Source organism: Paraburkholderia sp. RL17-368-BIF-A (genome assembly GCF_046054045.1).
Lineage (GTDB): Bacteria > Pseudomonadota > Gammaproteobacteria > Burkholderiales > Burkholderiaceae > Paraburkholderia > Paraburkholderia graminis.
Genome location: NZ_JARESN010000003.1, coordinates 1 through 21,471 on the forward strand (window position 1 = coordinate 1; position 21,471 = coordinate 21,471).

The 21,471-nt window shown below is 63.7% G+C and carries 19 protein-coding genes; 7 read left to right on the top strand and 12 right to left on the bottom strand.

The window, feature by feature from the left end; genetic code table 11:
• Positions 1-121: 121 nt before the first annotated feature.
• The 3 genes from tadA to P0D87_RS06000 all read right to left on the bottom strand — a co-directional run bounded on the left by tadA (position 122) and on the right by P0D87_RS06000 (position 2,460).
• Positions 122-658 carry a tRNA adenosine(34) deaminase TadA gene (gene tadA / locus P0D87_RS05990; RefSeq protein WP_321175807.1) on the bottom strand — a complete coding sequence of 179 codons (537 nt, stop codon included), beginning with the start codon at positions 656-658 and terminating at the stop codon, positions 122-124.
• Between the two features lie 491 nt (positions 659-1,149).
• Positions 1,150-1,596: a DnaJ family domain-containing protein gene (locus tag P0D87_RS05995; protein WP_006051782.1), complete on the bottom strand. Its 447-nt coding sequence runs from the start codon at positions 1,594-1,596 to the stop codon at positions 1,150-1,152.
• A gap of 258 nt (positions 1,597-1,854) precedes the next feature.
• Entirely contained in the window at positions 1,855-2,460 is a 606-nt protein-coding gene (locus P0D87_RS06000) for a 2'-5' RNA ligase family protein (RefSeq protein WP_053858194.1), read from the bottom strand.
• A 236-nt stretch (positions 2,461-2,696) separates the two neighbouring features.
• Here P0D87_RS06000 and chrA point away from each other — a divergent pair, with 236 nt between their 5' ends.
• A complete protein-coding gene (gene chrA, locus P0D87_RS06005) occupies positions 2,697-4,025 on the top strand; it encodes a chromate efflux transporter (RefSeq protein ID WP_053858195.1) in 1,329 nt (442 codons plus the stop codon).
• A gap of 101 nt (positions 4,026-4,126) precedes the next feature.
• Here the strand turns inward: chrA and P0D87_RS06010 are convergent, their stop codons facing one another.
• A complete protein-coding gene (locus tag P0D87_RS06010) occupies positions 4,127-4,987 on the bottom strand; it encodes a class I SAM-dependent methyltransferase (protein WP_053858196.1) in 861 nt (286 codons plus the stop codon).
• 291 nt (positions 4,988-5,278) lie between these two features.
• Here P0D87_RS06010 and P0D87_RS06015 point away from each other — a divergent pair, with 291 nt between their 5' ends.
• Positions 5,279-5,809: a low affinity iron permease family protein gene (locus P0D87_RS06015; RefSeq protein WP_006051786.1), complete on the top strand. Its 531-nt coding sequence runs from the start codon at positions 5,279-5,281 to the stop codon at positions 5,807-5,809.
• Between the two features lie 88 nt (positions 5,810-5,897).
• On the opposite strand, the gene P0D87_RS06020 is transcribed toward P0D87_RS06015, so the two are convergent.
• A complete protein-coding gene (locus tag P0D87_RS06020) occupies positions 5,898-6,041 on the bottom strand; it encodes a hypothetical protein (protein ID WP_171799850.1) in 144 nt (47 codons plus the stop codon).
• Between the two features lie 190 nt (positions 6,042-6,231).
• Here P0D87_RS06020 and P0D87_RS06025 point away from each other — a divergent pair, with 190 nt between their 5' ends.
• Positions 6,232-7,074 carry an EamA family transporter gene (locus P0D87_RS06025; RefSeq protein WP_053858197.1) on the top strand — a complete coding sequence of 281 codons (843 nt, stop codon included), beginning with the start codon at positions 6,232-6,234 and terminating at the stop codon, positions 7,072-7,074.
• Positions 7,075-7,120: 46 nt separating this feature from the next.
• Here the strand turns inward: P0D87_RS06025 and P0D87_RS06030 are convergent, their stop codons facing one another.
• The 6 genes from P0D87_RS06030 to P0D87_RS06055 all read right to left on the bottom strand — a co-directional run bounded on the left by P0D87_RS06030 (position 7,121) and on the right by P0D87_RS06055 (position 12,862).
• Positions 7,121-7,738 carry a hypothetical protein gene (locus tag P0D87_RS06030; protein WP_053858198.1) on the bottom strand — a complete coding sequence of 206 codons (618 nt, stop codon included), beginning with the start codon at positions 7,736-7,738 and terminating at the stop codon, positions 7,121-7,123.
• 143 nt (positions 7,739-7,881) lie between these two features.
• On the bottom strand, positions 7,882-8,673 hold the full coding sequence (locus tag P0D87_RS06035; protein ID WP_053858199.1) for a molybdopterin-dependent oxidoreductase: 792 nt from the start codon (positions 8,671-8,673) through the stop codon (positions 7,882-7,884).
• Positions 8,674-8,675: 2 nt separating this feature from the next.
• Complete coding sequence (locus P0D87_RS06040) at positions 8,676-9,284, bottom strand: cytochrome b/b6 domain-containing protein (protein WP_053858200.1); 609 nt, start codon at positions 9,282-9,284, stop codon at positions 8,676-8,678.
• A gap of 107 nt (positions 9,285-9,391) precedes the next feature.
• Positions 9,392-11,518 (bottom strand): protein-L-isoaspartate(D-aspartate) O-methyltransferase, encoded by a 2,127-nt coding sequence (locus tag P0D87_RS06045; RefSeq protein ID WP_053858201.1) that lies wholly within the window; start codon positions 11,516-11,518, stop codon positions 9,392-9,394.
• Positions 11,519-11,534: 16 nt separating this feature from the next.
• Positions 11,535-11,864: a four-helix bundle copper-binding protein gene (locus P0D87_RS06050; protein WP_082367054.1), complete on the bottom strand. Its 330-nt coding sequence runs from the start codon at positions 11,862-11,864 to the stop codon at positions 11,535-11,537.
• Positions 11,865-12,067: 203 nt separating this feature from the next.
• Complete coding sequence (locus tag P0D87_RS06055) at positions 12,068-12,862, bottom strand: OBAP family protein (protein ID WP_053858203.1); 795 nt, start codon at positions 12,860-12,862, stop codon at positions 12,068-12,070.
• A 412-nt stretch (positions 12,863-13,274) separates the two neighbouring features.
• Here P0D87_RS06055 and P0D87_RS06060 point away from each other — a divergent pair, with 412 nt between their 5' ends.
• Positions 13,275-14,489, top strand: a complete 1,215-nt coding sequence (locus tag P0D87_RS06060; protein ID WP_029971643.1) for a hypothetical protein — start codon at positions 13,275-13,277, stop codon at positions 14,487-14,489.
• Positions 14,490-14,517: 28 nt separating this feature from the next.
• The gene (locus P0D87_RS06065; protein ID WP_053858204.1) at positions 14,518-17,139 is read left to right on the top strand and encodes an ATP-binding response regulator; all 2,622 of its coding nucleotides are present in this window, start codon (positions 14,518-14,520) and stop codon (positions 17,137-17,139) included.
• A gap of 33 nt (positions 17,140-17,172) precedes the next feature.
• On the opposite strand, the gene P0D87_RS06070 is transcribed toward P0D87_RS06065, so the two are convergent.
• Positions 17,173-18,366, bottom strand: a complete 1,194-nt coding sequence (locus P0D87_RS06070) for a hybrid sensor histidine kinase/response regulator (RefSeq protein ID WP_029971641.1) — start codon at positions 18,364-18,366, stop codon at positions 17,173-17,175.
• 433 nt (positions 18,367-18,799) lie between these two features.
• Here P0D87_RS06070 and P0D87_RS06075 point away from each other — a divergent pair, with 433 nt between their 5' ends.
• Together P0D87_RS06075 and P0D87_RS06080 are read left to right on the top strand one after the other, a co-directional pair.
• Complete coding sequence (locus P0D87_RS06075; RefSeq protein WP_053858205.1) at positions 18,800-20,047, top strand: MFS transporter; 1,248 nt, start codon at positions 18,800-18,802, stop codon at positions 20,045-20,047.
• A gap of 389 nt (positions 20,048-20,436) precedes the next feature.
• Positions 20,437-21,423, top strand: coding sequence for a TetR/AcrR family transcriptional regulator (locus tag P0D87_RS06080; protein WP_053858206.1), 987 nt, complete (start codon positions 20,437-20,439; stop codon positions 21,421-21,423).
• The last annotated feature ends 48 nt before the right edge of the window (positions 21,424-21,471 follow it).

The window sequence follows — 21,471 nt, forward strand, 5'->3', positions numbered from 1 at the left end:
GGCTGCGGTTGTTGGCTGCGGTTGTTGTTGGCTGCGGTTGTTGGCTGCGGTTGCTGATCGAGGTTGTTGGTTGCGATTGCTGATCGAGGTTGTTGGTTGGAGTTGTGCGCGCGGTTGCTGTTCAGAGCGGCTCGTCTGGCTCGCTTTGCGCACCGATGCCGGCGCGCGCCGCTGCCCGCGCTTCGCGGCTAGCACGCCGCCGTTCTGCGAAGAACGACTTCAGTGCGGCGCCGCATTCGCTTTCGAGCACGCCGCCCGTTACCTCGGTGTGGTGATTCAACTGCGGGTTCGCGAACGCATCGACGACGCTCCCGCACGCGCCCGTTTTCGGATCGCGTGCGCCGAACACAACCCGGGCGATGCGCGCATGCATGATCGCGCCGGCGCACATCAAACATGGCTCGAGCGTCACATACAGTTCGCAGCCCGGCAAGCGATAGTTCTGCGCAACTTGCGCCGCGGCACGCAACGCGACCATCTCCGCATGCGCCGACGGATCGTGCGCGCCGATCGGATGGTTGAAGCCCGTCGCGATTACTTCGTCGCCGCGCACCAGCACTGCGCCGACGGGCACTTCGCCGGCCGCGCGCGCCTCTTCGGCGGCGGCCTGGGCGAGCGCCATGAAGCGGCGGTCGCGGTCGGAGATGGGGGTGGGGATGCCGGTGGGCGGTGCAGCCGGATCGCTTGCGGCGGTTGCGGCGGTTGCGGCGGTTGCGGCGGTTGCGGCAGTTGCGGCAGTTGCGGCAGTTGCGGCAGTTGCCGGAGTTGTGGCAGTTGCCGGAGTTGCCGGAGTTGTGGCAGAGGCAGCGGTTTCAGCAGAGGCAGCGGTTTCGGCAGGTGCAGCAGTTTCGGCAGTCGCCGCGGCTGCGGGGATCGCGGCAGTTGCAGCAGGAGCACCAGACGCAGCGGTTTCAGCAGAGGCCGTTGCAGTTGTAGTTGCGGGCGAAGGCTCAGCCACGGCCGACTGCGCGACCAGCGGCCGCCCTGGCGCGGACACGCCAGTGGCGTCGACGCGCGGCGTGCCCCCCGCGCAAGCACCGCTCGCCGTGTCAACGCCCTCGACAACAGCAGGCGATCCATCCGACGCCTTGCTGCCCTCGATCCGATCCGGCTCGGCATGCGCCGCGCCCCGATGGACGACGGGCTCGCTCACCGCGACCTCGCAGCGACGTTCTCCGCGCCGGACACAACCGACGCCGCGCTTTCCAATCGAGACGTTTCGTCATTGGAAGCACGCTCGGACAGCCGTTCGGCGATCCGACGGCAATATTCGCGCGGCAACGCCATAGCGCTCCCGCGCAGCGATTCCAGCGCCATATCGAGCGCCAGCATGCGCGCCTGGAGGCGACAGCGCGTAGCCTTGTCGCTCACGGCATTCAGCTCGGCCTGCAAGTCACGCAACGCGCGCAACTGCTCGACGGCAGGCGGCACGAAACCCGCATTTTTCAGAATCCGGTTAGCGACGCGCACCTCTTCCGGGACGAGTGCATCGTCGTCGAGGCAAAGCGGCGCGCCCGCGCCCGGCAAATCGTCGAACTCGCCGCGCGCGGCGGCGGCGGCAATACGCTGTTCGACTAACGCATCAAGCAATCTCATCTGCAATCCACTACGTTGCGGCCCAAGGCATTCTATCAGGGCGCGCGACGGTTGCCTCCGCCGGGGCGACAGGCGCCGCCGCCCCTTCGCATCTTGCGCGGACATTTCGTGGATGCTGTGTATGCGGCGTTTGTGGACGCAAGCCGGCCATGTGAGCGCGCCGAGCGTGCAATCAATTCGAGCCCAGTTCCGCAGTACCGCCGGGCCCTCGTACGATCCACAGCAAGCCCGAGAGCCCACGATGCGGACTTCCCTCCCCTATGACTCGGCAGCTTCGAGCGGCCACCGCGCAAGCGCGATATGCCGGGTACGCCCCAACAAGCTATGTATCAACGCAAAACCGCGCACATTCCAGCAGACCGGCTCGACCGGGCGCGGCGCAGCCCACGGCAAACCGTAAGCCAACGTCACATGCGGCGTAAAAGCCACGGCCCCCGAGCCCCGATGACTGTCGAGGCCGCAGCTCTCCAACGCGCTGCGCAATGCATCATGAAGCGCATGCAGGCCGACGACGCCCTCAGTTCCCGTCAGCACCAATGGCCCCGGCCGTGGCTTCGAAGCGAAGCTCTCGACCGTATCGAATTCGACGGTAAACGGCGCCACCCGGACCGACGCGGCCGCCTGCATGGCCGCCGCCACCTGGGCCTGCGGCAGCCCACCTGCAAAAGTGCCGAGATGACGCAGCGTGACGTGCAACCGATTGGCGGCGAGCGGCTTGCCGCGGGCGCGCGCCTCCCCGCAAAGCTCCTGCGCGAGCTTTGAAATGCTGGCCGCCGTGCTAGTGTCCGGAAACACAGCGAAGAACAGACCGTCTGTCGGTGTTGGCGGCGCCTCGAGCCCGGGCAACCACAGTTGTTCAGGCATCTTGCTCCTGCGTGGTGAAAGCCGGCATCTACACGGATCCTCCTTCACATTAACTGGCCATTAACTGACTCGGGGGTGCTGCGAGCGCGAAAGCCACACTGCTGCCCCCCCAAAAAAAGCTTGCCGTACCAAACCGTCTACGTAGAATACTGTACATTCATACAGTATCGGCGGCAACGTGAAATTGGAAAAAAACCAGAAGAAGTTCTGGCAGAGAAAACAACAGGTCCACCTCAATGAAAGACGACGTCGCGCAGGTCCCTTTTTCTACGGCGTTCTTGTACTGGCTGCGGCTCGGCTTCATGAGCTTCGGCGGTCCGGCGGGCCAGATTGCGCTCATGCATGAGGAACTCGTCGAACGAAAGCGCTGGATCTCGGAAAAGCGCTTCCTGCATGCGCTGAATTTCTGCATGGTGCTGCCGGGCCCGGAGGCGCAGCAACTGGCCACGTACATCGGCTGGCTCATGCATCGCACGTGGGGCGGCGTGATCGCGGGCGGACTGTTCGTGCTGCCGTCGCTCTTCATTCTGATGGGCCTTTCGTGGGTCTATCTCGTGTTCGGCAGCGTCCCGGCCGTGGCCGGCGTGCTTTATGGCATCAAGCCGGCCGTGACGGCGATTGTCGTGTTCGCCGCGTATCGCATCGGCTCGCGAGCGCTCAAGAACGCGTGGCTATGGACGATCGCCGCCGCCGCGTTTCTCGCGATTTTCGTCGGCAATGTGCCCTTCCCGCTGATTGTTCTCGTCGCCGGCATCATCGGGTACTTCGGTGGCAAATATGCGCCGGCCCGCTTCGCGATGGGCGGGAAACACGCCGCCGCCGCACAGCTTCATGGTCCGGCGGTGATCGACGACGACACGCCGACGCCTCGCCATGCGCTCTTCACCTGGAAGCGCTTTTTTATTGTGCTGGCGAGCTTCGTCGCCCTTTGGCTCGCGGCGATCGGTACGCTGGCAGCGCTCTACGGATGGAGCGGCGCGCTCACGCAAATGGCCTGGTTTTTCACGAAGGCCGCGCTGCTTACGTTCGGCGGCGCCTACGCTGTTTTGCCGTACGTCTATCAGGGCGCGGTCGAGCATCAGCATTGGCTCACGGGACTTCAGATGATCGACGGCCTCGCACTCGGCGAGACGACGCCCGGCCCGCTGATTATGGTCGTCGCGTTCGTCGGCTTTGTCGGTGGATGGACGAAAGCGATATTCGGTCCGCACGCGCTGCTGCTGTCGGCGGTCGTCGCGTCGACGGTCGTGACGTTCTTCACCTTCCTGCCTTCGTTCATGTTCATTCTGCTTGGCGGCCCGTTCATCGAGACCACGCACGGCAACCTGAAATTCACCGCGCCGCTGACGGCGATCACCGCAGCGGTGGTCGGCGTCATCGTGAATCTCGCGGTCTTCTTTGCGTTGCACGTTTTGTGGCCGCACGGCCTGCACGGAAGTTTCGACTGGCCGTCGCTCGTCATCGGGTTCGCGGCGGCGCTTGCCCTGTTTCGGCTGAAGGCCGGCGTGATACCGGTGGTGCTGACGTGCGGCGCGGCAGGGCTCGCGTTCCGGCTGCTTGCATGAAGCGCGGAACGCTGCTGCGTCGCTGCATCCGTCAAGAACAGGCCAGGTACTCGCGACACTAAGCGCGGAACGCCGCTTCCCGGCGTCCGCCAAGAACAGCCTTACGTACTCGCAACCAATAGCTCTTCAGCATTACTCGGCGGACGCAAACCGTCGGTCCTGTCCGCGAAGTAGCGCTGCGTGAGATCTGCCGCCGAAACGTGCTGGGCCTGCGTGAACCCGGCTTCGTACGCAAGAGCCAGCATATCCGCCGGCGTGAAGAAGCTGAGAAAGGGCGTGCCGCTTGCGCGCGCGCCCTTCTCCGCCATTTCCAGTCCGGGGCGTACCTCGGGGTCTGCCATCTGCAGCGGCAACAGGAAAGTCATGGCGAGCGTCGATCCGCGCGGGAAGGCCGCGACTTCGCGCAGCGTGGCCGCGTTTGCATCGCGTGTCAGATACATGCTCACGCCCGTCGAGACCACGATCGCCGGCTTGCTGCTGTCGAAGCCCTCGGCCATCAGCCGCTCGCGCCACGCTTCGCCGGCCTCGAAATCGACCGGCACGAAACGCAGCCACTGTGGAATGCCGAAGCCGAGCTCAATCAGCCGCCGACGTTTCCACGCCTGCGGCACAGGCTGATCGATCTCGAACACGGTGAGGCGTGAAGCAAGCTCGGGCCTGCGCTGCGCAAAACTGTCGAGGCCCGCGCCAAGTATCACATACTGATCGATTCCGTGCGCGGCCTGCTCGGCCACGAGATCTTCGATGAAGCGAGCGCGAGCCACGATCGACGCGCGAAACGGACGCGTGAATTGCGGGTCCATGTCGCCGCGCTGACGCCAGCCGTCGCCAGGGGCCAGCAGCTCCAGCCCAATGGAATCGTCGAAAACATGCGGCGCGGCGTCTGCCTCGGTATGCAACGCACGCCACAGGGCGACGCGGGCCGCGGTGCTGTCGGGTGCCAGCTCTCGCTCTTCGTTCATGATCGCCGATCCTCCTCATTTATGCGATGCGTGTGCTTCGCTTCATCGCCGGCTGGGGGAGCAGCAGCACAGAGCGCAGCACCGCAGTCTCAGTACGCGGCAACCCACGCACGGAAAGCTCCGCGCCATAACCTCTGCTCTGCGCGCCCAGCCCGCAGCAAACAAAAAGCATAGCATCGGCACACAACACCATACAGATCCCCACCGCGCCGAATCGCCACTCAACATCCGATCCATCCACCTCTCTATGCGATCATCCTATGAACCAGACCAGACCTCAGGGAGATCGCCATGAGCAGCAGATGGTTTTCGAACTTCGCGAGCTATCTTTCGACGATGACCGGCCGTCCGGGCACCTTCGTCATCGCCGTCTCGCTCGTGATCGTGTGGGCCGTTACGGGGCCGTTCTTTCACTACAGCGACACGTGGCAGCTCGTGATCAACACATCCACGACGATCGTCACGTTCCTGATGGTCTTCCTGATTCAGAACACGCAGAACCGCGATACGGCCGCGATGCAGATCAAGCTCGACGAACTGATCCGCGCGATCGAAGGCGCGCATAACGCGCTGCTCGACCTGGAGGAACTCGAGGAAAAGGACCTCACGCGCTTTCGCAAACAGTACGAAAATCTTGCGAAGGACGCGCGCGTCGCGCTGCGCAAAGGCGGCAGCGATACCGATTCCCCGTTCGTCGACAATCGCGACATGAGCGACGAAAAGCGGAGCGACGACGACAAGCGCCACGGCGACCATGACGACGACAAACACGACAAGCGAGACACACAAAACACACCAAACCCACACGAGCGAAAAAACTAGCCCACGTTTCCCAACGCAACGCAACGCAACGCGGCCAGGCGAGGCGAACCACGCACCCATCGATAACAGCAAAGAAGGCCGCTTCGCCTCACCGCACCACCGCGTCTCCCTTCAAACGAAACACGGCCACCGCATCGTTCAACTCGCGGCTCTGCTCCTCAAGCGACACCGGCGAAACGTCGAGCGCTTGCCGCGCACCGACGCTCATCCGCCGTGCAGGCCCTTGCAACACGCGCGCGCAATCCTTGTGAATTCCGTTTAAGATCGAACGCTTCGCGCGGCTTCACGCGCGCTCGCGCGTCGGCACCTGATCCGCCTTACGCCAACCACGCTGCAACAGAAAACCATGAACATCGCTCAAGCCGTTGTCCCCGCTTTCGCACCCCCAAGTCCGCTTCCCGCACTCCTGGCCTGACCCGCGCATGCTCAGCTATACCGGCGGTCTCGTCCTCGTCGCGGCCCTGCTTCATGCAAGCTGGAACGCGTTGCTGCACGGCAATCGCGACCGTTTCCTGTCGATGACGTGGATGAGCATCGCCATCGCGGCGGTCAGCACGGTCATCGTTCTGTTCGCGCCGCTGCCGGCCGCCGCGGCGTGGCCGTATGTGGTCGCATCGGGGCTCGTGCATATCGGCTACAACGCGAGCCTCGTGCACGCGTACCGACGCGGCGATCTGGCGCAGGCGTATCCGGTCGCGCGCGGCTCGTCGCCGCTTCTCGTCACGCTCGGCGCGGCGCTGTTCGCTCACGAGGCGATCGGCCCGCTGCACGCGCTCGGGATCGCGATGATCTCCGGCGGCATCATCGCCATTGCACTGCAAGCGGGGCGCGTGTCGCGCGCGGGCGTGCTGGCCGCGTTGACGACCGGCGCGACCATCGCGCTGTACACGGTGATCGACGGTATCGGCGTGCGGCTGTCCGGCGGCGAGGCGCTTGCCTACACCGCGTGGATGTTCCTGTTCTACTGGCTGATGCCGCTGCTGTTCATCGCGAGGCGCGGGCTGCCCGCGCTGTGGATGCCGATACGCTCGGCGCCGGCGGCGGTCGGCTCGTCGCTCGTGGGCGGGCTTGTGTCGGTGGCGGCGTACGGCATCGTGATCTGGGCGATGCAGTCGGGCGCGATGGGCACCGTCTCGGCGTTGCGCGAGACCAGCGTGGTGTTCGCCGTGCTGATCGGACGCGTGTTCCTCGGCGAAACGGTCAACGGCAAGCGCTGGCTTGCCTGCGTGGTGGTCGCGGCCGGCGCGGTTTGTCTCGGGCTTTGATGCTCAAGCCCTCGCCGCGCCGCGCTTGCCGCACTTCCTGCGCACCTTACATCGGCGGCGCGACGCCATCCTTTTCGACGACCACGCGCTGAGCGACATACGCGCCGCCCTGCGATGCGGCGGTTGCCACGACGAACACCTTCTTGCCCGGCGTCAGATCCGAACGGGCAGCCGGCGTGAAGGTCACGACAGGCACGTTCGGCGGCACCGTCACCTCGTTGCTGCCGCCCTTGTACGAGAGCTTCAGGTTGCGGCCGCTCGTGCCCTGGACCACCGTGTCGACGTTCGCATTCGTCATCGTGCTGTTGGGGCCGAGGTCCCAGCCATAGTGACCCTCGCCCGTGCCGCGCGCGGCTTCGGGGAAGACGACGACTTCGGTTGCGGTGAGCTTGCCGTCGGTGCCGGTCGTCGCGGCCGTGCCGACGAACGAGCCCGGCTTGATGTCCGAAAGCTGCATCGACTTGACCGCCGATACGGCGACAGCCGGCTTCAGTTCAATCGATACCGTGTCGCCGCTGCGGCGATGCACCTTCAGCACGTCGCCGTCGAGCGAAACGATATCGCCGCGAATGCGCGACGGTTTGGCGGCAGGCGTCTGTGCGAGCGCGGCGCCGGCAAAGACGAGCGTCGCGAGCGTGATGCCGATTTTCAGGCGAATAGACATGAATGAATGCTCCGTGAGAAACGATCGAAAACGATCAAAAAGAACTGCAAAGCGGGGACTGCACAAGCGAGCACTGCAAAACGACAATGTATAAGCGAGTACTGCAAACCGAAACTGCAACACCCTGAACGGCCCGCTGCAAATCACGAACCGCCGAACCAGTTATAGCCCTGGTTCTCCCAGTAGCCGCCGGGATAGTCGTTCGTCACGCTGATCGCGACGATATGCTTCGGATTCTTGTAGCCGAGCTTGGTCGGCATGCGCAGCTTCATCGGGAAACCATATTTCGGCGGCAGCGTCTCGCCGTCGTAACCGAGCGTGAGCTGCGTCTGCGGATGCAGCGCCGTCGGCATGTCGATGCTGGTCCAGTAGTTGTCCGCGCAATGAAACGACACGTATTTCGCGGTCAGATCGGCGCCCGCTTGCTTGAGGAACGAGGCAAAGCGCACGCCGTCCCAGCGGCCAATCGCACTCCAGCCTTCAATGCAGATATGGCGCGTGATCTGACTTTCCTGCGGCAACGCGCGCAGTTCGTCGAGTGTCCACACGCGCTTGCCGTTGGCAAGGCCGCTCACTTGCAGCCGATAGCTCGCCGCGTCGACCTCGGGCACGTCGTCGATATCGTAGAACGCGTTGAACGGAAACGGCCGCGTGATCATCGACTCCGGATAGGTCGGCGCGAGCGTAGTCGGACTGAAGAGCAGCGCCTGCACGTCGTCGTTGAAGGACGACATCTTGCGCAACATGCTGTTCACGGACTTGTCGTTCGTCAGATCGCAGCCCGACAGCATCGCGATTCCGCCGAGCGTGAGAATGCGCTTGCCGAGCAGGCGGCGTGCGGGATTCTTGAGCTCGTTGCGCGCATCCTTGATGATGGTCTCGGCATGCGACGAAGCAAACTCGCTTAGCCTTCCTGACTTGTTTCGAAGCGTCATGATCAGCGCCCCCGAATCATTACGAGAAGCGAGCGCGGCACGAGCGCCACCATCGCCACATGCACGACGAAGAACGCCACCAGTACGCTCATCCCGACGAAATGCACGACTCGCGCGTTGTCGTATCCGCCCATCAGCGTGCGCAGCAGCGGGAACTGCACGGACTTCCAGATCGCGAGCCCCGACAGGATGACAAGCACAATATCGACGATCACCACGAGGTACGCGAACTTCTGCACCGCGTTGTAATGCGCGAGGTCGTCGTGCCCGAGCTTGCCGCGCAGCGCGGCGGCGAGATCGCTCATCAGCGAGCGCATGCTGAGCGGCAACAGCTTGCGCTGCAAACGGCCCGAGGCAACATTGAGCGCGACGTACACGGCGAAATTCGCGACCAGCATCCACATGATCGCGAAATGCCATTGCAGCGCGCCGCCGAGCCAGCCACCCAGCGTGATCGCGGCAGGAAACCGCAAGCCCGCGAAGATCGGCGAAGCGTTATAGATTTGCCAACCGCTCATCACCATCAGCGTGACGGCGAGCGCGTTGACCCAGTGTGAGATCCGAACCCATGCGGGCTGAATCGTGGCATGACGAATCCTGGCGTAATTCAAGGCGGCCTCGTGGTGGATAGCTGCAAAAAATCGGCACTGTCATGGGCGTTAACAGCGCGTGTGGGCAGCTATTCCATCGCACGATAAATTTATTTCGGCTCCACCCTTCATACGCCAAACGGATACAGGTCCGGCGCGCGTTCGGTCGCGCGCGTGGCCAGCGGCTCGACGGCGCGCGTCGTGTCGAACCAGACATAGGCATCGAATTGCTCGGGCAACACGGCTTCCGCATAGTGGCTATGCAGTTCGGTCTCGGGCCGGTAAATCACGCCGATAAAGCGTTCGAGCCGAGCCTCGCTCAAGCGCGCGCGCAGCAGCGCGTCGGCGTCGCTCGACAGGTCCACGACGCAGCGCGGCTCGCCGGACGCATGAAACTGATATTCGTAACTGTCCTCGCGTGAAGGCCGCACCGCCTTGATTTCCATTGGACCGTCCCAGTCGGATGCCGCGGCGACGTCGCCAGCATGCGTGCCGAATCCGATCAATGCCGCGGCGTCACCGAAACGTTCGCGGCATAGCTGCCCCACGTTCAGCTCGTTGCGCACGCGGCCCATTTCGGTCGCGGCCGCGTTGCCGATGTGCGAGTTATGCGCCCACACCACCGCGCGGCTGTCGGGGCCTTGCGAGTCGAGCAGGCTTTCGAGCGTCTCGAACATGTGCGTGTCGCGCAGGTTCCAGCTTGCGGCGGAGCTGCGGTACATGGTCCGGTAATAACGTTCCGCCGATGCCACGAGCCGCGCATTCTGCGTCGCATCGAACCAGTGCTCGCCGTCGACGTTGGCCTCGTCGAGCCGTTTGCGCAACAGGTCCTGCAACTGCTGGATCACCGCATTCTCGCAAGTCCTGAAGCCCGCTGAAAACGCCGCGCGTCCGTACACTTGCGGGTCCTTCTGCCACGGCGTGAGGCAGCCGTAGCGCTCGCGTGCGATCCTGGCCGCCTCGGGATCGGTGCGATCGAGATAATCGAGCACGGCGGCAATCGACGCCGACAGGCTATACATGTCGAGCCCATAAAAACCACAGCGCCGTCCGTCGCTCTGCTGTTCGTTATGCGCGCGCAACCAGCGGACGAACGCCGCGAACTCTTCGTTGCGCCACATCCATACCGGAAAGCGCTGGAACGGCGGCTCGCCGTTGCGCGGCTCGCGCGCGCGTGCGTAACTGTCGATGACTGCGGCATCGGGCCAGTCCGCTTCCACCGCGACGATCGTGAAGCCATGCCGCTCGACGAGCCGCCGCGTAATCGCCGCACGCGCCCGGTAAAACTCCGACGTGCCGTGACTGCATTCGCCGAGCAGCACGACTCGCTTCGTGCGCAGATGATCGAACGCGTCGGCGAAGGTTTCGTCTTCGGGCTCAGGCAGCGGACGCGCGCTCGCTGCGATCAGGCCGGCGAGCGAATGGGGTTGGCGCTGGGTTCGCGCTTGCTTAGGCGTTGGTCTTTGCGTTGGTCTTTGCGTTCGCGCTCGGGTTGGCCCTCGCTGTTGCCCCTGCGGCTCATCCACCGAAACCCCACCACCCGCTTCACTCGACTGCTCAGCACCCGCCGCCGCAACGCCGTCTTCCTCCGGCCAGCCCTGCTCGCCGATCAGCGGCACGAAATGCACGCCGCAGATGTCCTCTTCGTCGAACTCCGTGTCGCTGCGGCGCGTGACCTTGATAAGCCGCTGCGTCTCCGTCGACGCCCCCACGGGCATCACGAGCCTGCCGCCGATCGCCAGTTGCTCGCGCCACGCCCGCGGTACATCCGGGCCGCCGGCCGCCGCGATGATCGCATCGAACGGCGCCGCGGCGGGCCAGCCGCGCGTGCCGTCCGCGTGATGCACGGCGACATTGTGGAAAGCGTGCTTGTGCAGCGCTTGCCGCGCGCTGTCGGCGAGCGACGCATGCCGTTCGATGCTGTCCACGTGGGCCACAATCCTCGACGCGACGGCCGCCGCATAACCCGAACCGGTGCCGACGTCGAGCACGCGATCGCCCGGCGACAACTGAGCCGCCTCCAGCATGCGCGCGACGATCACCGGCTGCGAGATGGTCTGGCCATCGTCCAGCGGCAACGGCGTGTCGCTGTAGGCAAACTCGGCAAGCTCCGGCGGCACGAACAGATGCCGCGGCACCTCGCGCATCGCGTCGAGCACGCGCGCATCGCGCACGCCGCGCGCGGCGATCTGGCTTTCGACCATCTGCTGCCGCGCTTCGTCGAACGCCTCTTCATTGACTGTCGATTCGTCCATCATGGGCCTTCACGCATCACGATGCCATTGCGCGGCACGCCTTCGCGCACGCGCGGCACGACGCAGCACAATCCTTGCAGTGCTGCGCTTCGTGCTTTTCGCATTCCGCTGCGCAGGCGTCGCAAATGTCGGCACACATGCGGCAGATCGTGGCTGCCTCGCTGCTGCCGCGCGCCATCGCGGCCGATGCGAAGTGGCAAGCCGCCGCGCAATCGATGTCGAGTTCGATGCATCGGGTCATGTCGGCCACGCCCTCTTCCGCGAGGCAAGAGCCGGCGCAGTGGCCGCAGGCGAGCGCGCACGCATCGCAGGCTGAAATACAGGACTGAAACTGTTCGTGCGTCATGGTGACCTCCATCTGACGAGTCGAATTTTCAATCGACGACGCAACGCGCTCACGCGTCGCGCGTCCTGCATGATGAGCAGCAAAGCGCATTCCGGCTGCGGTTTTTCTGCTTGGGCAGCAGCGTCGCGCAGCAGCGTTTCTGTGCCAATGCGCTCGCGATTCGCAGGCGCGGGTATTAGGCAAACCTCGCGTGCCGATGCGTGTCAGCGCCGCAGATTTCTCACGTCCACTTCGGCCAACGTCAGTTGCACGGTCTTGCCGCTCTCCCACGCGTTCGCGCCCTTCACGACTTGCGGCTCGGCGATGTCGGCGCGCTTGCGTCTCTCTTCGACGGTCGACGTGCGAAACCGCGTGTCGCGGGCGTCGAGCATGGGCGGATTGATCTGCCCGTCGCGTGTGAAGCCCATCATCAGTTGCGGGATGCCGAGCGGCAGGCTCGCGTCGCGGTCGATCTGCCATGTGTGCCACGTCTTGCCGTAGGTCGTCACGAGGTCCTGCATCAGCGCATGTTCGGCGAGTTCGGGAATGCGCGGCGCGACGAGTTCGCCCGACTTCACCTCGTAATGATGGCTGTGCCAGAGCTTCTTTTCGTCGTCGGGCAGCGACCTGAAAATGCGCTCGCTGACGATGTACTCGATGCCGATCAGCTTCGCGTTGCTCTCGTTGGAATCGAAGATCACGCACTGGTGAAAGTCCTCGGTCACATGCGTGCAGAAGTGATGCGCCTCGACCTGGCGGCCCATGTCGTCGGCGTAAAAATGAAAGCCGTTCAGGTAGGCGCTCATCGCGTCGATCGGCTTGCGGTTCTGCAACACGTCGGCGCCCGCGTCGAGCGCCTTGCTCTTTGCGCTCTTTTGCGACCCCGGCGGCGGCACGCCGAGATTGTGCTGCGCCCGCGCCTCGGGCACGAAGAGGCTCGCGAACGGCAGCAGCAGCACGCTTTTGAGTATCGACGACGTGAAAGCGCGGCGGCAGCCGCACGCGGCAGGTCGGTTCATACGGGTTTCCTCCACGGATGGGCGCGGCCGGCGCGTGGCAGTCCGGCTTCGCGCGGCGGTTCGGTTTCAAGGCGAGGCGGCGCTGACGCGTCCGCACGGCGGGTTGCCTGGCGGCGGCGCCGTCGAAGGCTCAGGCTCAGGCCCGGCCTGATCAAAACCAGCATCGCCTATGCCCAGCCGCGCGCGATTCGCAGCAAGCCGGCCGCCAGCCGACCGCCCGCCCGAGCCGCAAATCCCGCCAAGCCGGCGCGGTCCAATCCGCCCAATCCCCCCAACGGCGGGCGATGCGCACGAACACACGGACAAAAACTATTGGATTTCTCTAGAGTTGATGGATCGCCGGCCAATGGCGGCTGGCGAAGCCGCGCTAACACGCAGCGCGGGTCATCCAGAGGAAACCAGGGAAAAACAAATGGGAACGTCTCTTTACAACGATCGATCGACCGGCCAACACGGGCACGGCACCTCGAGGCTGCATCTATCCGGTGCGCCGCTGACACTCAAGCACACGATCCACCCCGAGCAGATTCGCGACAATCTGCCGGCGGGCCAGGGCGGTGTCGGCTTTCTCTTTCACGCTACAGACTGGGATACGCTTGCTTTCTCCTTTCACAATGTCAAAACCCGAAGCGAGTCATTCGAAGAAGAGCTTTGGCGCACGAAGCCTTTTATCGCGTCGCCGATCTATTCGGGCTCGCAGATGATCGGCGCGAACATTGCCTGCCCGGTGCCGCTCGAGCTTTGGCTCGGCAGTCCGCGCGGCATCAAGCGGTTTCGCGAAACGCAATTCTTCCCCGCGCTGGAACTGGCGAGGCAGGCTGGCTTGAACATGGTGGCAATGGGCGCCTCGACGCCTTATGCCTGCAACTATGGGGCGCTGCCGCGGCAGACGAAGCCGCCCCACATCACCACGGGCCATGCTGCGACCGCGGCCATGCTGAAGGACTGGGCGATTCACTGCTGCAACGAGCTCGATCTCGAGTTCGGCAAGACGAAGCTCGCGCTCTTCGGCGCGGCCGGACGGCTCGGCACCACGGTGGCGAAGTATCTGCTGTACAAGGAAACACCGACGGAACTGGTGCTGATCGACCTGCCCGACAAGGTCAATCTGCTGGCGGACCAGGCGCGCGAACTGATGGCGGCCGACCTGCTCGGGCGCACGAAGGTATCGGTCCACACCTTCAGCCCCGACACGCCGTTGCCGCAGTTCGACGGCGCGATCCTCGCGAGCAGCACCAGCGTGCCGTATCTCACCGCCGCCGATCTGAAGCGCGCGCGCTTCTGGATCGACGACTCGCATCCGCGCGCGGCAAGCGTGGAAGCGGAACTCGCGTCGCGCGGACATACGCTATATATTGAATGCTTCGCGCGCGGCCCCGCCGGTCTCGATTCGAGGTTCCCGTTCCGACTGCCCACCACGCGCGACTGCTATACCTGTTTCGCCGAGGGCTATGCCGCCTGGCAGGAAGGGATTGCTTCGGACTTCATCATCGGCAGTCCGCCTGTGTGGTCCGTCTCCTATACTCATGGCCTGCTGAAAAAGTACGGATTCTCGGTCGGACCTTTTCACGGCAAAGACGGCTCGGCGATCAACCTCGATCTGGGCGTGACTGCAAATATGACTTGACCGGGTCGTCAATGTCTCTGGAGGCCAGATGATCATACCGCGCGAAAGCATGCAGGACGTGCTTGAACGAAGCCGGTTTGCAATTCGATGGGGAGGCGTACTCGGCCTCGTGTGCCACCCCATCTATTACCTGGTCTGGACTTACATCCTGCCGCAGCCGTACGACAACCTGGCGCTGCGTCTGAGCGCCGCGTTGCTCTGCATTCCGTTGATCTTCCAGGCGCGCTGGCCGAAGCGCTTCAACCAGTACCTGCTGATCTACTGGCACATCTGCCTGATCTACGTGCTGCCGTTCGTTTGCACGTTCCTGGCTATCCGGAATTCGTTCTCCACCATGTGGATGATGACGGAGGTCATGATGATCTTCATCATGGCGCTGTGCATCGACAACCCTTTCCTGCTGATGGGCTGCATCGGCATCGGCATGCTGTCGGGCGCATGGGCCGCGGTGGCCAGTTCGCCCGCTCCTATCGTGCTCAGTACGGCGAATCAATCGGATCTCGCGGTGCTGCCGGTCGTCGTGCTGTGCAGCATGGCCTTCGCTCATGCGATCAGCAAGGGACGCATCTTTGTCGAGAAAAATCGCGCGCTGCAGGCGCTCGCCGGGTCGATCGCGCATGAAATGCGCAACCCGCTCAGCCAGTTGAAGCACGTTCTGGATCGCGTCGAAGAAACGCTGCCCGCGCTCACCGAAACCGGCCGCGGGCCCGCTCTGTCCGGTGCAGGCGCGGGCCTGCTGTACCGGCATATCGCGCATGGGCAGTTGTCGATCGAGCGCGGCCTGCGCGTGATTGCGATGACGCTCGACGAAGTCAGCGCGAAACAGATCCGCTCCGACTCGCTCACTTACCTGAGCGCGGCGGCCACCACGCGCAAGGCGCTCGACGAATACGGCTTCGCGGATAAAAAGGAGCGCGGCAAGGTTCGCCTCGTCGTGCTCGAGGATTTCATGTTCAAGGTCGACGAAACCGTCTACCTGTTCACGCTTTTCAATCTGATCAAGAACGCGCTGCATCACATTGCGCCGCTTGCTTCGGCCACGCTCACGCTGACGGTGGACCGGCATACGGTCACGGTGCACGACACCGGCAGCGGCGTCGCGCCGGAAATCCTGCCGCATCTGTTCGAGCCGTTTCGCACCGCCGGCAATTCGGCCGGCACTGGCCTCGGGCTCGCGTACTGCCAGCGCGCGATGCGTGCGTTCGGCGGCAGCATCGCGTGCAAGTCGGAGCCCGGCAAGTTCACGCAATTCACGCTGCAGTTCCCGCCCGTCACCGAAAGCGAGGTCGCCGCGCACGAGCGCGCTGTCGTTGCGCGCGCAACGACGGTGCTCGACGGCAAGCACGTTCTTCTCGTCGACGACGACGCCGCTCAGCGCATCCGCACGCGACGCACGTTGTCGAAGGTCGGCATGCAGGTGAGCGAGGCCGACAACGGCCATGCGGCATTGACGATGCTGCGCGAAGCGACGGCTTACGACCTCGTGCTGATGGACGTCAACATGCCGGTGCTCGACGGCTACACCACCACCGAACAGTTGCGCGCCGACCGCGATCATCCGAACTGGAACGTGCTGGTTGCCGCGTACACGTCGGAGCCGGGCAACATCGCGCGAGTGCTGGCGCGCCGTGCCGGCATGGACGACATGATCAGCAAGTCGTGCAGCGTGATGGAACTGTTCACGTCGCTGCAGGCGCTGTTCGAGAACGGCAACCGGCGCCATCTGAACCAGCGCTTCGACGACTTCTCCGGCAAGTCGATTCTCGTCGCCGACGACGACACCTACAGCCGGCTCGTCGCCAAAGCGTATCTGGAGCGCTTCGGCGCGAGCGTCGTCGAAGCCGAACATGGACAGGCGGTGCTGGAGCGGCTCGACGAAGAACCCGTCATCGATGCGATCGTGGTGGACATGAACATGCCGGGCATGGGAGGGCTCGAGACGGCCGCAGCCATTCGCGCGCGCACCGACGCGCACGCGAGCGTGCCGATCATCGCGCTCACGAGCCAGTCGGATATCGGCTCGGTGCAGGCGTGCATGAGCGTGGGGATGAACGAGGTCATGGTCAAGCCGGTGCAAGGCGGATCGCTGTACGCGTGTCTCACGAGGCAGTTTGCGCAACAGCGTGGTGGTGGCGGCAACAGTGGCAAAAGTGGCAACGGTGCCGGCGCGGCGGTCGAGCTGCGGCGCTTGCCGACGCTGCTCGACTCCGGCAACGCGCAAAACGCAATCCTCGACAACGATCTCCTCGACACGAACCATCTGCGAGAACTGGCCGCGCTCGGCCTCATCGACGAGACGTTTTCAAGCGGTATCGAGCAGATTCGCACGCTGATTTCGCAGCTTCGTGCGCACGCCGCGGATCGCGATCTGGACGCCACGCATGGCGCGCTGCATCTGCTGCTCGGCGCGAGCGGCAACATCGGCGCGAAGGCGTTGCACCAGTACACGCGGCAAATTTATCCACGCACGCTCGAAGGCACATGGCCCGCGGAACCCGACTGGCTGGAACGGATTGGCGAACTCGGCGAGCGCTCGACCGAGGCGCTGCGTCGGTATCTCGAGTCGGTGACAGTAAGGCCTGGCCTGCCCGAATCGTCAGGCGATCCCGCGTCGGCAAGCGCGAACGGCATCGCGATGCGCGAGCATTAACTAAGACTAAGGCGTCCGCGTCAAAGGCGCGAGTCAGATCGCGCCGTTGTCGCGCGCTTCGCCGACGCCACTCTGCACCCGGCCTCTGATGCCCGGAAAGCGCATCGTCACGGTCGTGCCCTCGCCGACCGCCGATTCGATCCGCAGCCCGCCGCCGAACGATTGCATGATGCGGTTGCAAAAGATCATGCCCATGCCGTGACCGCCGCGGCCGGCGTGCGTCGTCACCGGATCGAGCAGCAAGCGCGCCTTGACCTCCGGTTCGATGCCCGGACCATTGTCGTGCAGACGAATTTCCGGCTCCGGTTCGCTTACCACTTCGACACGCAACGAAGGCGCGGGGCAACCGTCGAGCGCGCGCAACGCATTCGAGATCAGCGACGAGAGAACCAGCGCGACGCAATTGGGCATCGCGTGAATGACAAAATCGCCGCGCGCGTCGACGGCGACCCATTCGCGCTGTGCGCCCGCAAACGGATACGAGTCGAGCAAGGTGGCGATGAGGCGCGTCGCCTTCACCTCGCGCGCCGCGCTGCCCGACGCCGGCTGCGGGCCGCCACTCTTGTGCACCGTCGCCCAGAACGACGAGATCAGCGTCAGGCAATACTGCGCGTTGTTGAGCATGGACGTGGCCGCGAGACCGATCTCGCGCTGACGCTCGGGATCGTAGTCCTGCGCGACGTCGTTCTCCACCGAGCGCGCAAAGAGCGAGATCGCGGCGAGCGGCGTGTTCAGTTCGTGAGCGAGGAACGCAAGCGTCTCGTCCATCGCGAGCAGCCGCTGCTGACGCGTTTCGCGCTCGGCGTAACGCGTCACCGCCTGCCGCAGCACCTCGCGCACGGACTCCACGCGAAGCGGCTTTTCGAGGATGCGGAACAGGTCGCCGGTATTGAAGGTTTGCAGCAGCATGTCCTTGTCGGCATACGCCGTCACGAGGATGCGCACGATCTGCGGATACGTTTCTCCGACTTCGCGCAGCAGATGGCCGCCGTCGCGGCCCGGCATGCGAAAGTCGGTGACGAGCACGGCAATCTCGGGACCCAGATCGTGCAGCAGCGCCATCGCTTCGTCGGCGTCGCGCGCGAGATGCACGCGGTAATCGTCGCGGACGGCGCGGGCGAAGTGGTTGCGCGACATCTCATCGTCGTCGACGAACAGGACGGAGAACGGTGTTTGGAGCGGCGCGGGCGTTGCCGTCTGATTTGTCGTTTGGGTTGAATCGCTCATTGCGTTTTCGGGCACATCCATTCGTGGATGCCGACAGTCGGCGGTCGATTGCATTCTACCGTTGCGGCGCGAGCGCATCGGAAAAGCTTGCGGGGCTACGCAAAACGGCGAAGTCATTGCGACCGGATGAGGCCGCGTTTGCAATTGATCGGGCAATTGATCGGCAATCCATTCCGCAATTCATTTCATTACATATCGCATGCACTTTTGCAAACAAGCCCAATACAATAATTACATTGAACCGACACTCCGCCTCAGTTGCGCATTCAGCACGATAATTGCTCCAGGATTAACACCGATAACGCTGCGCGGATTCCTGCAGACGCTTAAAGGTCGGCGTACACTCGCGCTCGAAGACCATGCCACGGGCGTGTCGGTCATCGGCATCGCGCGCGGCTTACCGAAAACGGAATGGAGACCAGGAGAACAATCCATGAGCTGGACACGCGAGCAGAGAAACGTCACGATCGCCGCCTATCTCGGCTGGACACTCGACGCATTCGATTTCTTTCTGATGGTTTTCGTATTGAAAGATATTGCAGCGGAATTCAATACGAAAATCCCCGATGTCGCGTTCGGCATTATGCTGACGCTGATGATGCGGCCGGTCGGCGCGCTGATTTTCGGCTGGCTCGCCGACCGCTACGGCCGCCGGCCCACGCTGATGGTGAACATCGCGTGCTTCTCGCTGCTCGAATTGCTGTCTGGCTTCTCCCCTAACCTCGCCACGCTGCTGGTGCTGCGCGCGCTGTTCGGTATTGCGATGGGCGGCGAATGGGGCGTGGGCGGCGCCTTGACGATGGAGACCGTGCCGCCGAAGTCGCGCGGCATCGTCTCCGGCTTGCTGCAAGCGGGCTATCCGAGCGGCTACCTGCTCGCGTCGGTGGTGTTCGGCCTCTTCTTTCCGTATATCGGCTGGCGCGGCATGTTCTTCGTCGGCGTGCTGCCCGCGCTGCTCGTGCTGTACATTCGCGCGCACGTGCCGGAATCGCCCGCGTTCAAGACACTCGAAAAGCAGGCACGGCCCGGCCTCGTCGCCACGTTGAAAAAGAACGTGAAGCTGTCGCTGTACGCGATCGTGCTGATGACCGCGTTCAACTTCTTCTCTCACGGATCGCAGGACCTGTACCCCACTTTCTTGCGCGTGCAGCATCAGTTCGACGCGCACACGGTGTCCCTGATCACGATCACGCTGAACATCGGCGCGATTTGCGGCGGGCTCTTTTTCGGCATGTTGTCGGAGAAGATCGGACGCAAGCGCGCAATCTTTATCGCCGCGCTGATCGCTCTGCCGGTGCTGCCGTTGTGGGCTTTTTCGAGCACGCCGGTGCTGCTTGCAGTGGGCGCGTTCCTGATGCAGATTTCCGTGCAAGGCGCATGGGGCGTGATACCGGTTCATTTGAACGAGATCTCGCCCGACGAAATCCGCGCGACCTTCCCTGGTCTCGTGTATCAGCTCGGCAATCTGATTGCGTCCGTGAACGGACCGCTGCAGGCGAGCGCCGCCGAAGCCCACGGCAACAACTATGCACTCGTGATGGCCGTCGTGATCGGCGTCGTCGCGCTCGTGATCTGCGCGCTGATTCCGTTTAGCCGCGAGCGCCGCGGCATCGACATGACGCAGTCGGCCGCGCATGTCGGCGAACACGTGCAAGGCCGCCCCGTTGGAGGACAGCTTTAAGCGTTCGAACCAAACAACTGTTTCGCCGCGCGGTTATCGGGCACAATAGACGACAAGGCGGCTCGAACCGCCACGGCACGCAGCCTGTATGCACAGAGCACCACGGCATACATAGCGCGCGTGCCGCTTGAACTAGCGCATAAGCGCAGGCCAAACAGAGTACCGATCAGCACCGATTCATACGAGGCCGTTCCGATTCGTCGGAACGGCCTTTTTATTTTTCGCGCGCGAAGCGTTGCGCCCAACCTTGAGTCTTCTAGAGGAGTTAATCGACACGCAACCCTTGCTCAGCTTCACCATCCTTCATATCCTGAAAAAAACGGCTGTTTCAAATTGACATTTGAATCGCCTGTTTGCGGGCCGGGCGCCCGGCAACTGGGAGACGCAACATGGCAGGTCGCACAACAAGCCGGCACGCCGGCGATACGAAGTCACGCATTCTCGACGCCGCTGAGACGCTCTTCATCGATTGCGGATACGAGGCCATGTCGCTGCGGCAGATCACTTCGCGCGCCGAAGTGAATCTCGCGGCGGTCAACTATCACTTCGGCAGCAAGGAATCGCTGATTCACTCGATGCTGTCGCGCCGGCTCGACCGCCTCAACGAAGAGCGCGTCAAGCTGCTCGATCGCTTCGATCAGATGCTCGGCGAGCGGCTCACCTGCGAGCACGTGCTCGGCGCGATGTTCATTCCGGCGCTGCGGCTGTCGCGCGATCCGCGCGTCGGCGGCAAGGCGTTTTTGCGCTTGCTCGGCCGCGCTTACACGGACCCGTCCGCCTTCATTCGCGACTTTCTGAATGCGCACTATGCGTCGGTGGCCGTGCGTTTTTTCGACGCGTTTCAGCGCGCGTTGCCGCATCTGCCGCGCGAGGAACTCGGCTGGCGTCTGCACTTTGCGATCGGCGCGTTGTCGGGCGTGCTGGCGGGCGCCGACACCGAGAGCCTGATCGCGGAGTTCTCGCAGGGCAAGTCGATGAACGACCTGCAACTGATCGCCCGTCTTGCATCGCTGATGGTCGCCGCACTGAAGGCGCCGCTGCCCGACGCGTCGCAACTGGCGATGTTCGCGGCGGTGCTCGGCGACGCGACGGATACGGATGCCGAAGCGGATGCGGACAGCGACGCGAGCACCGCCACGGCCGCGCAGAACAGCCAACACGCTACGAACGATGCCGCGAACGAAGCACATCGCGACGCTGACGACTCAGCGAGTTCATCTGCTTCGCGAGGCAACCCAGGCATGTCGGCTGCATCAGCACATGTACATGCACATACACATGCACATACACCGGCACATGCGAGCCTCGACGGCGAGTCTCGCGGCAGTGCGATAGAAGCCTGTCCGTTGCAGCAGGTGTGGCACGGCGCGACATAAAAACGCCGTTCGACAAAAAGCAGGCCAAGCGCCAATCGACGCCAAGCC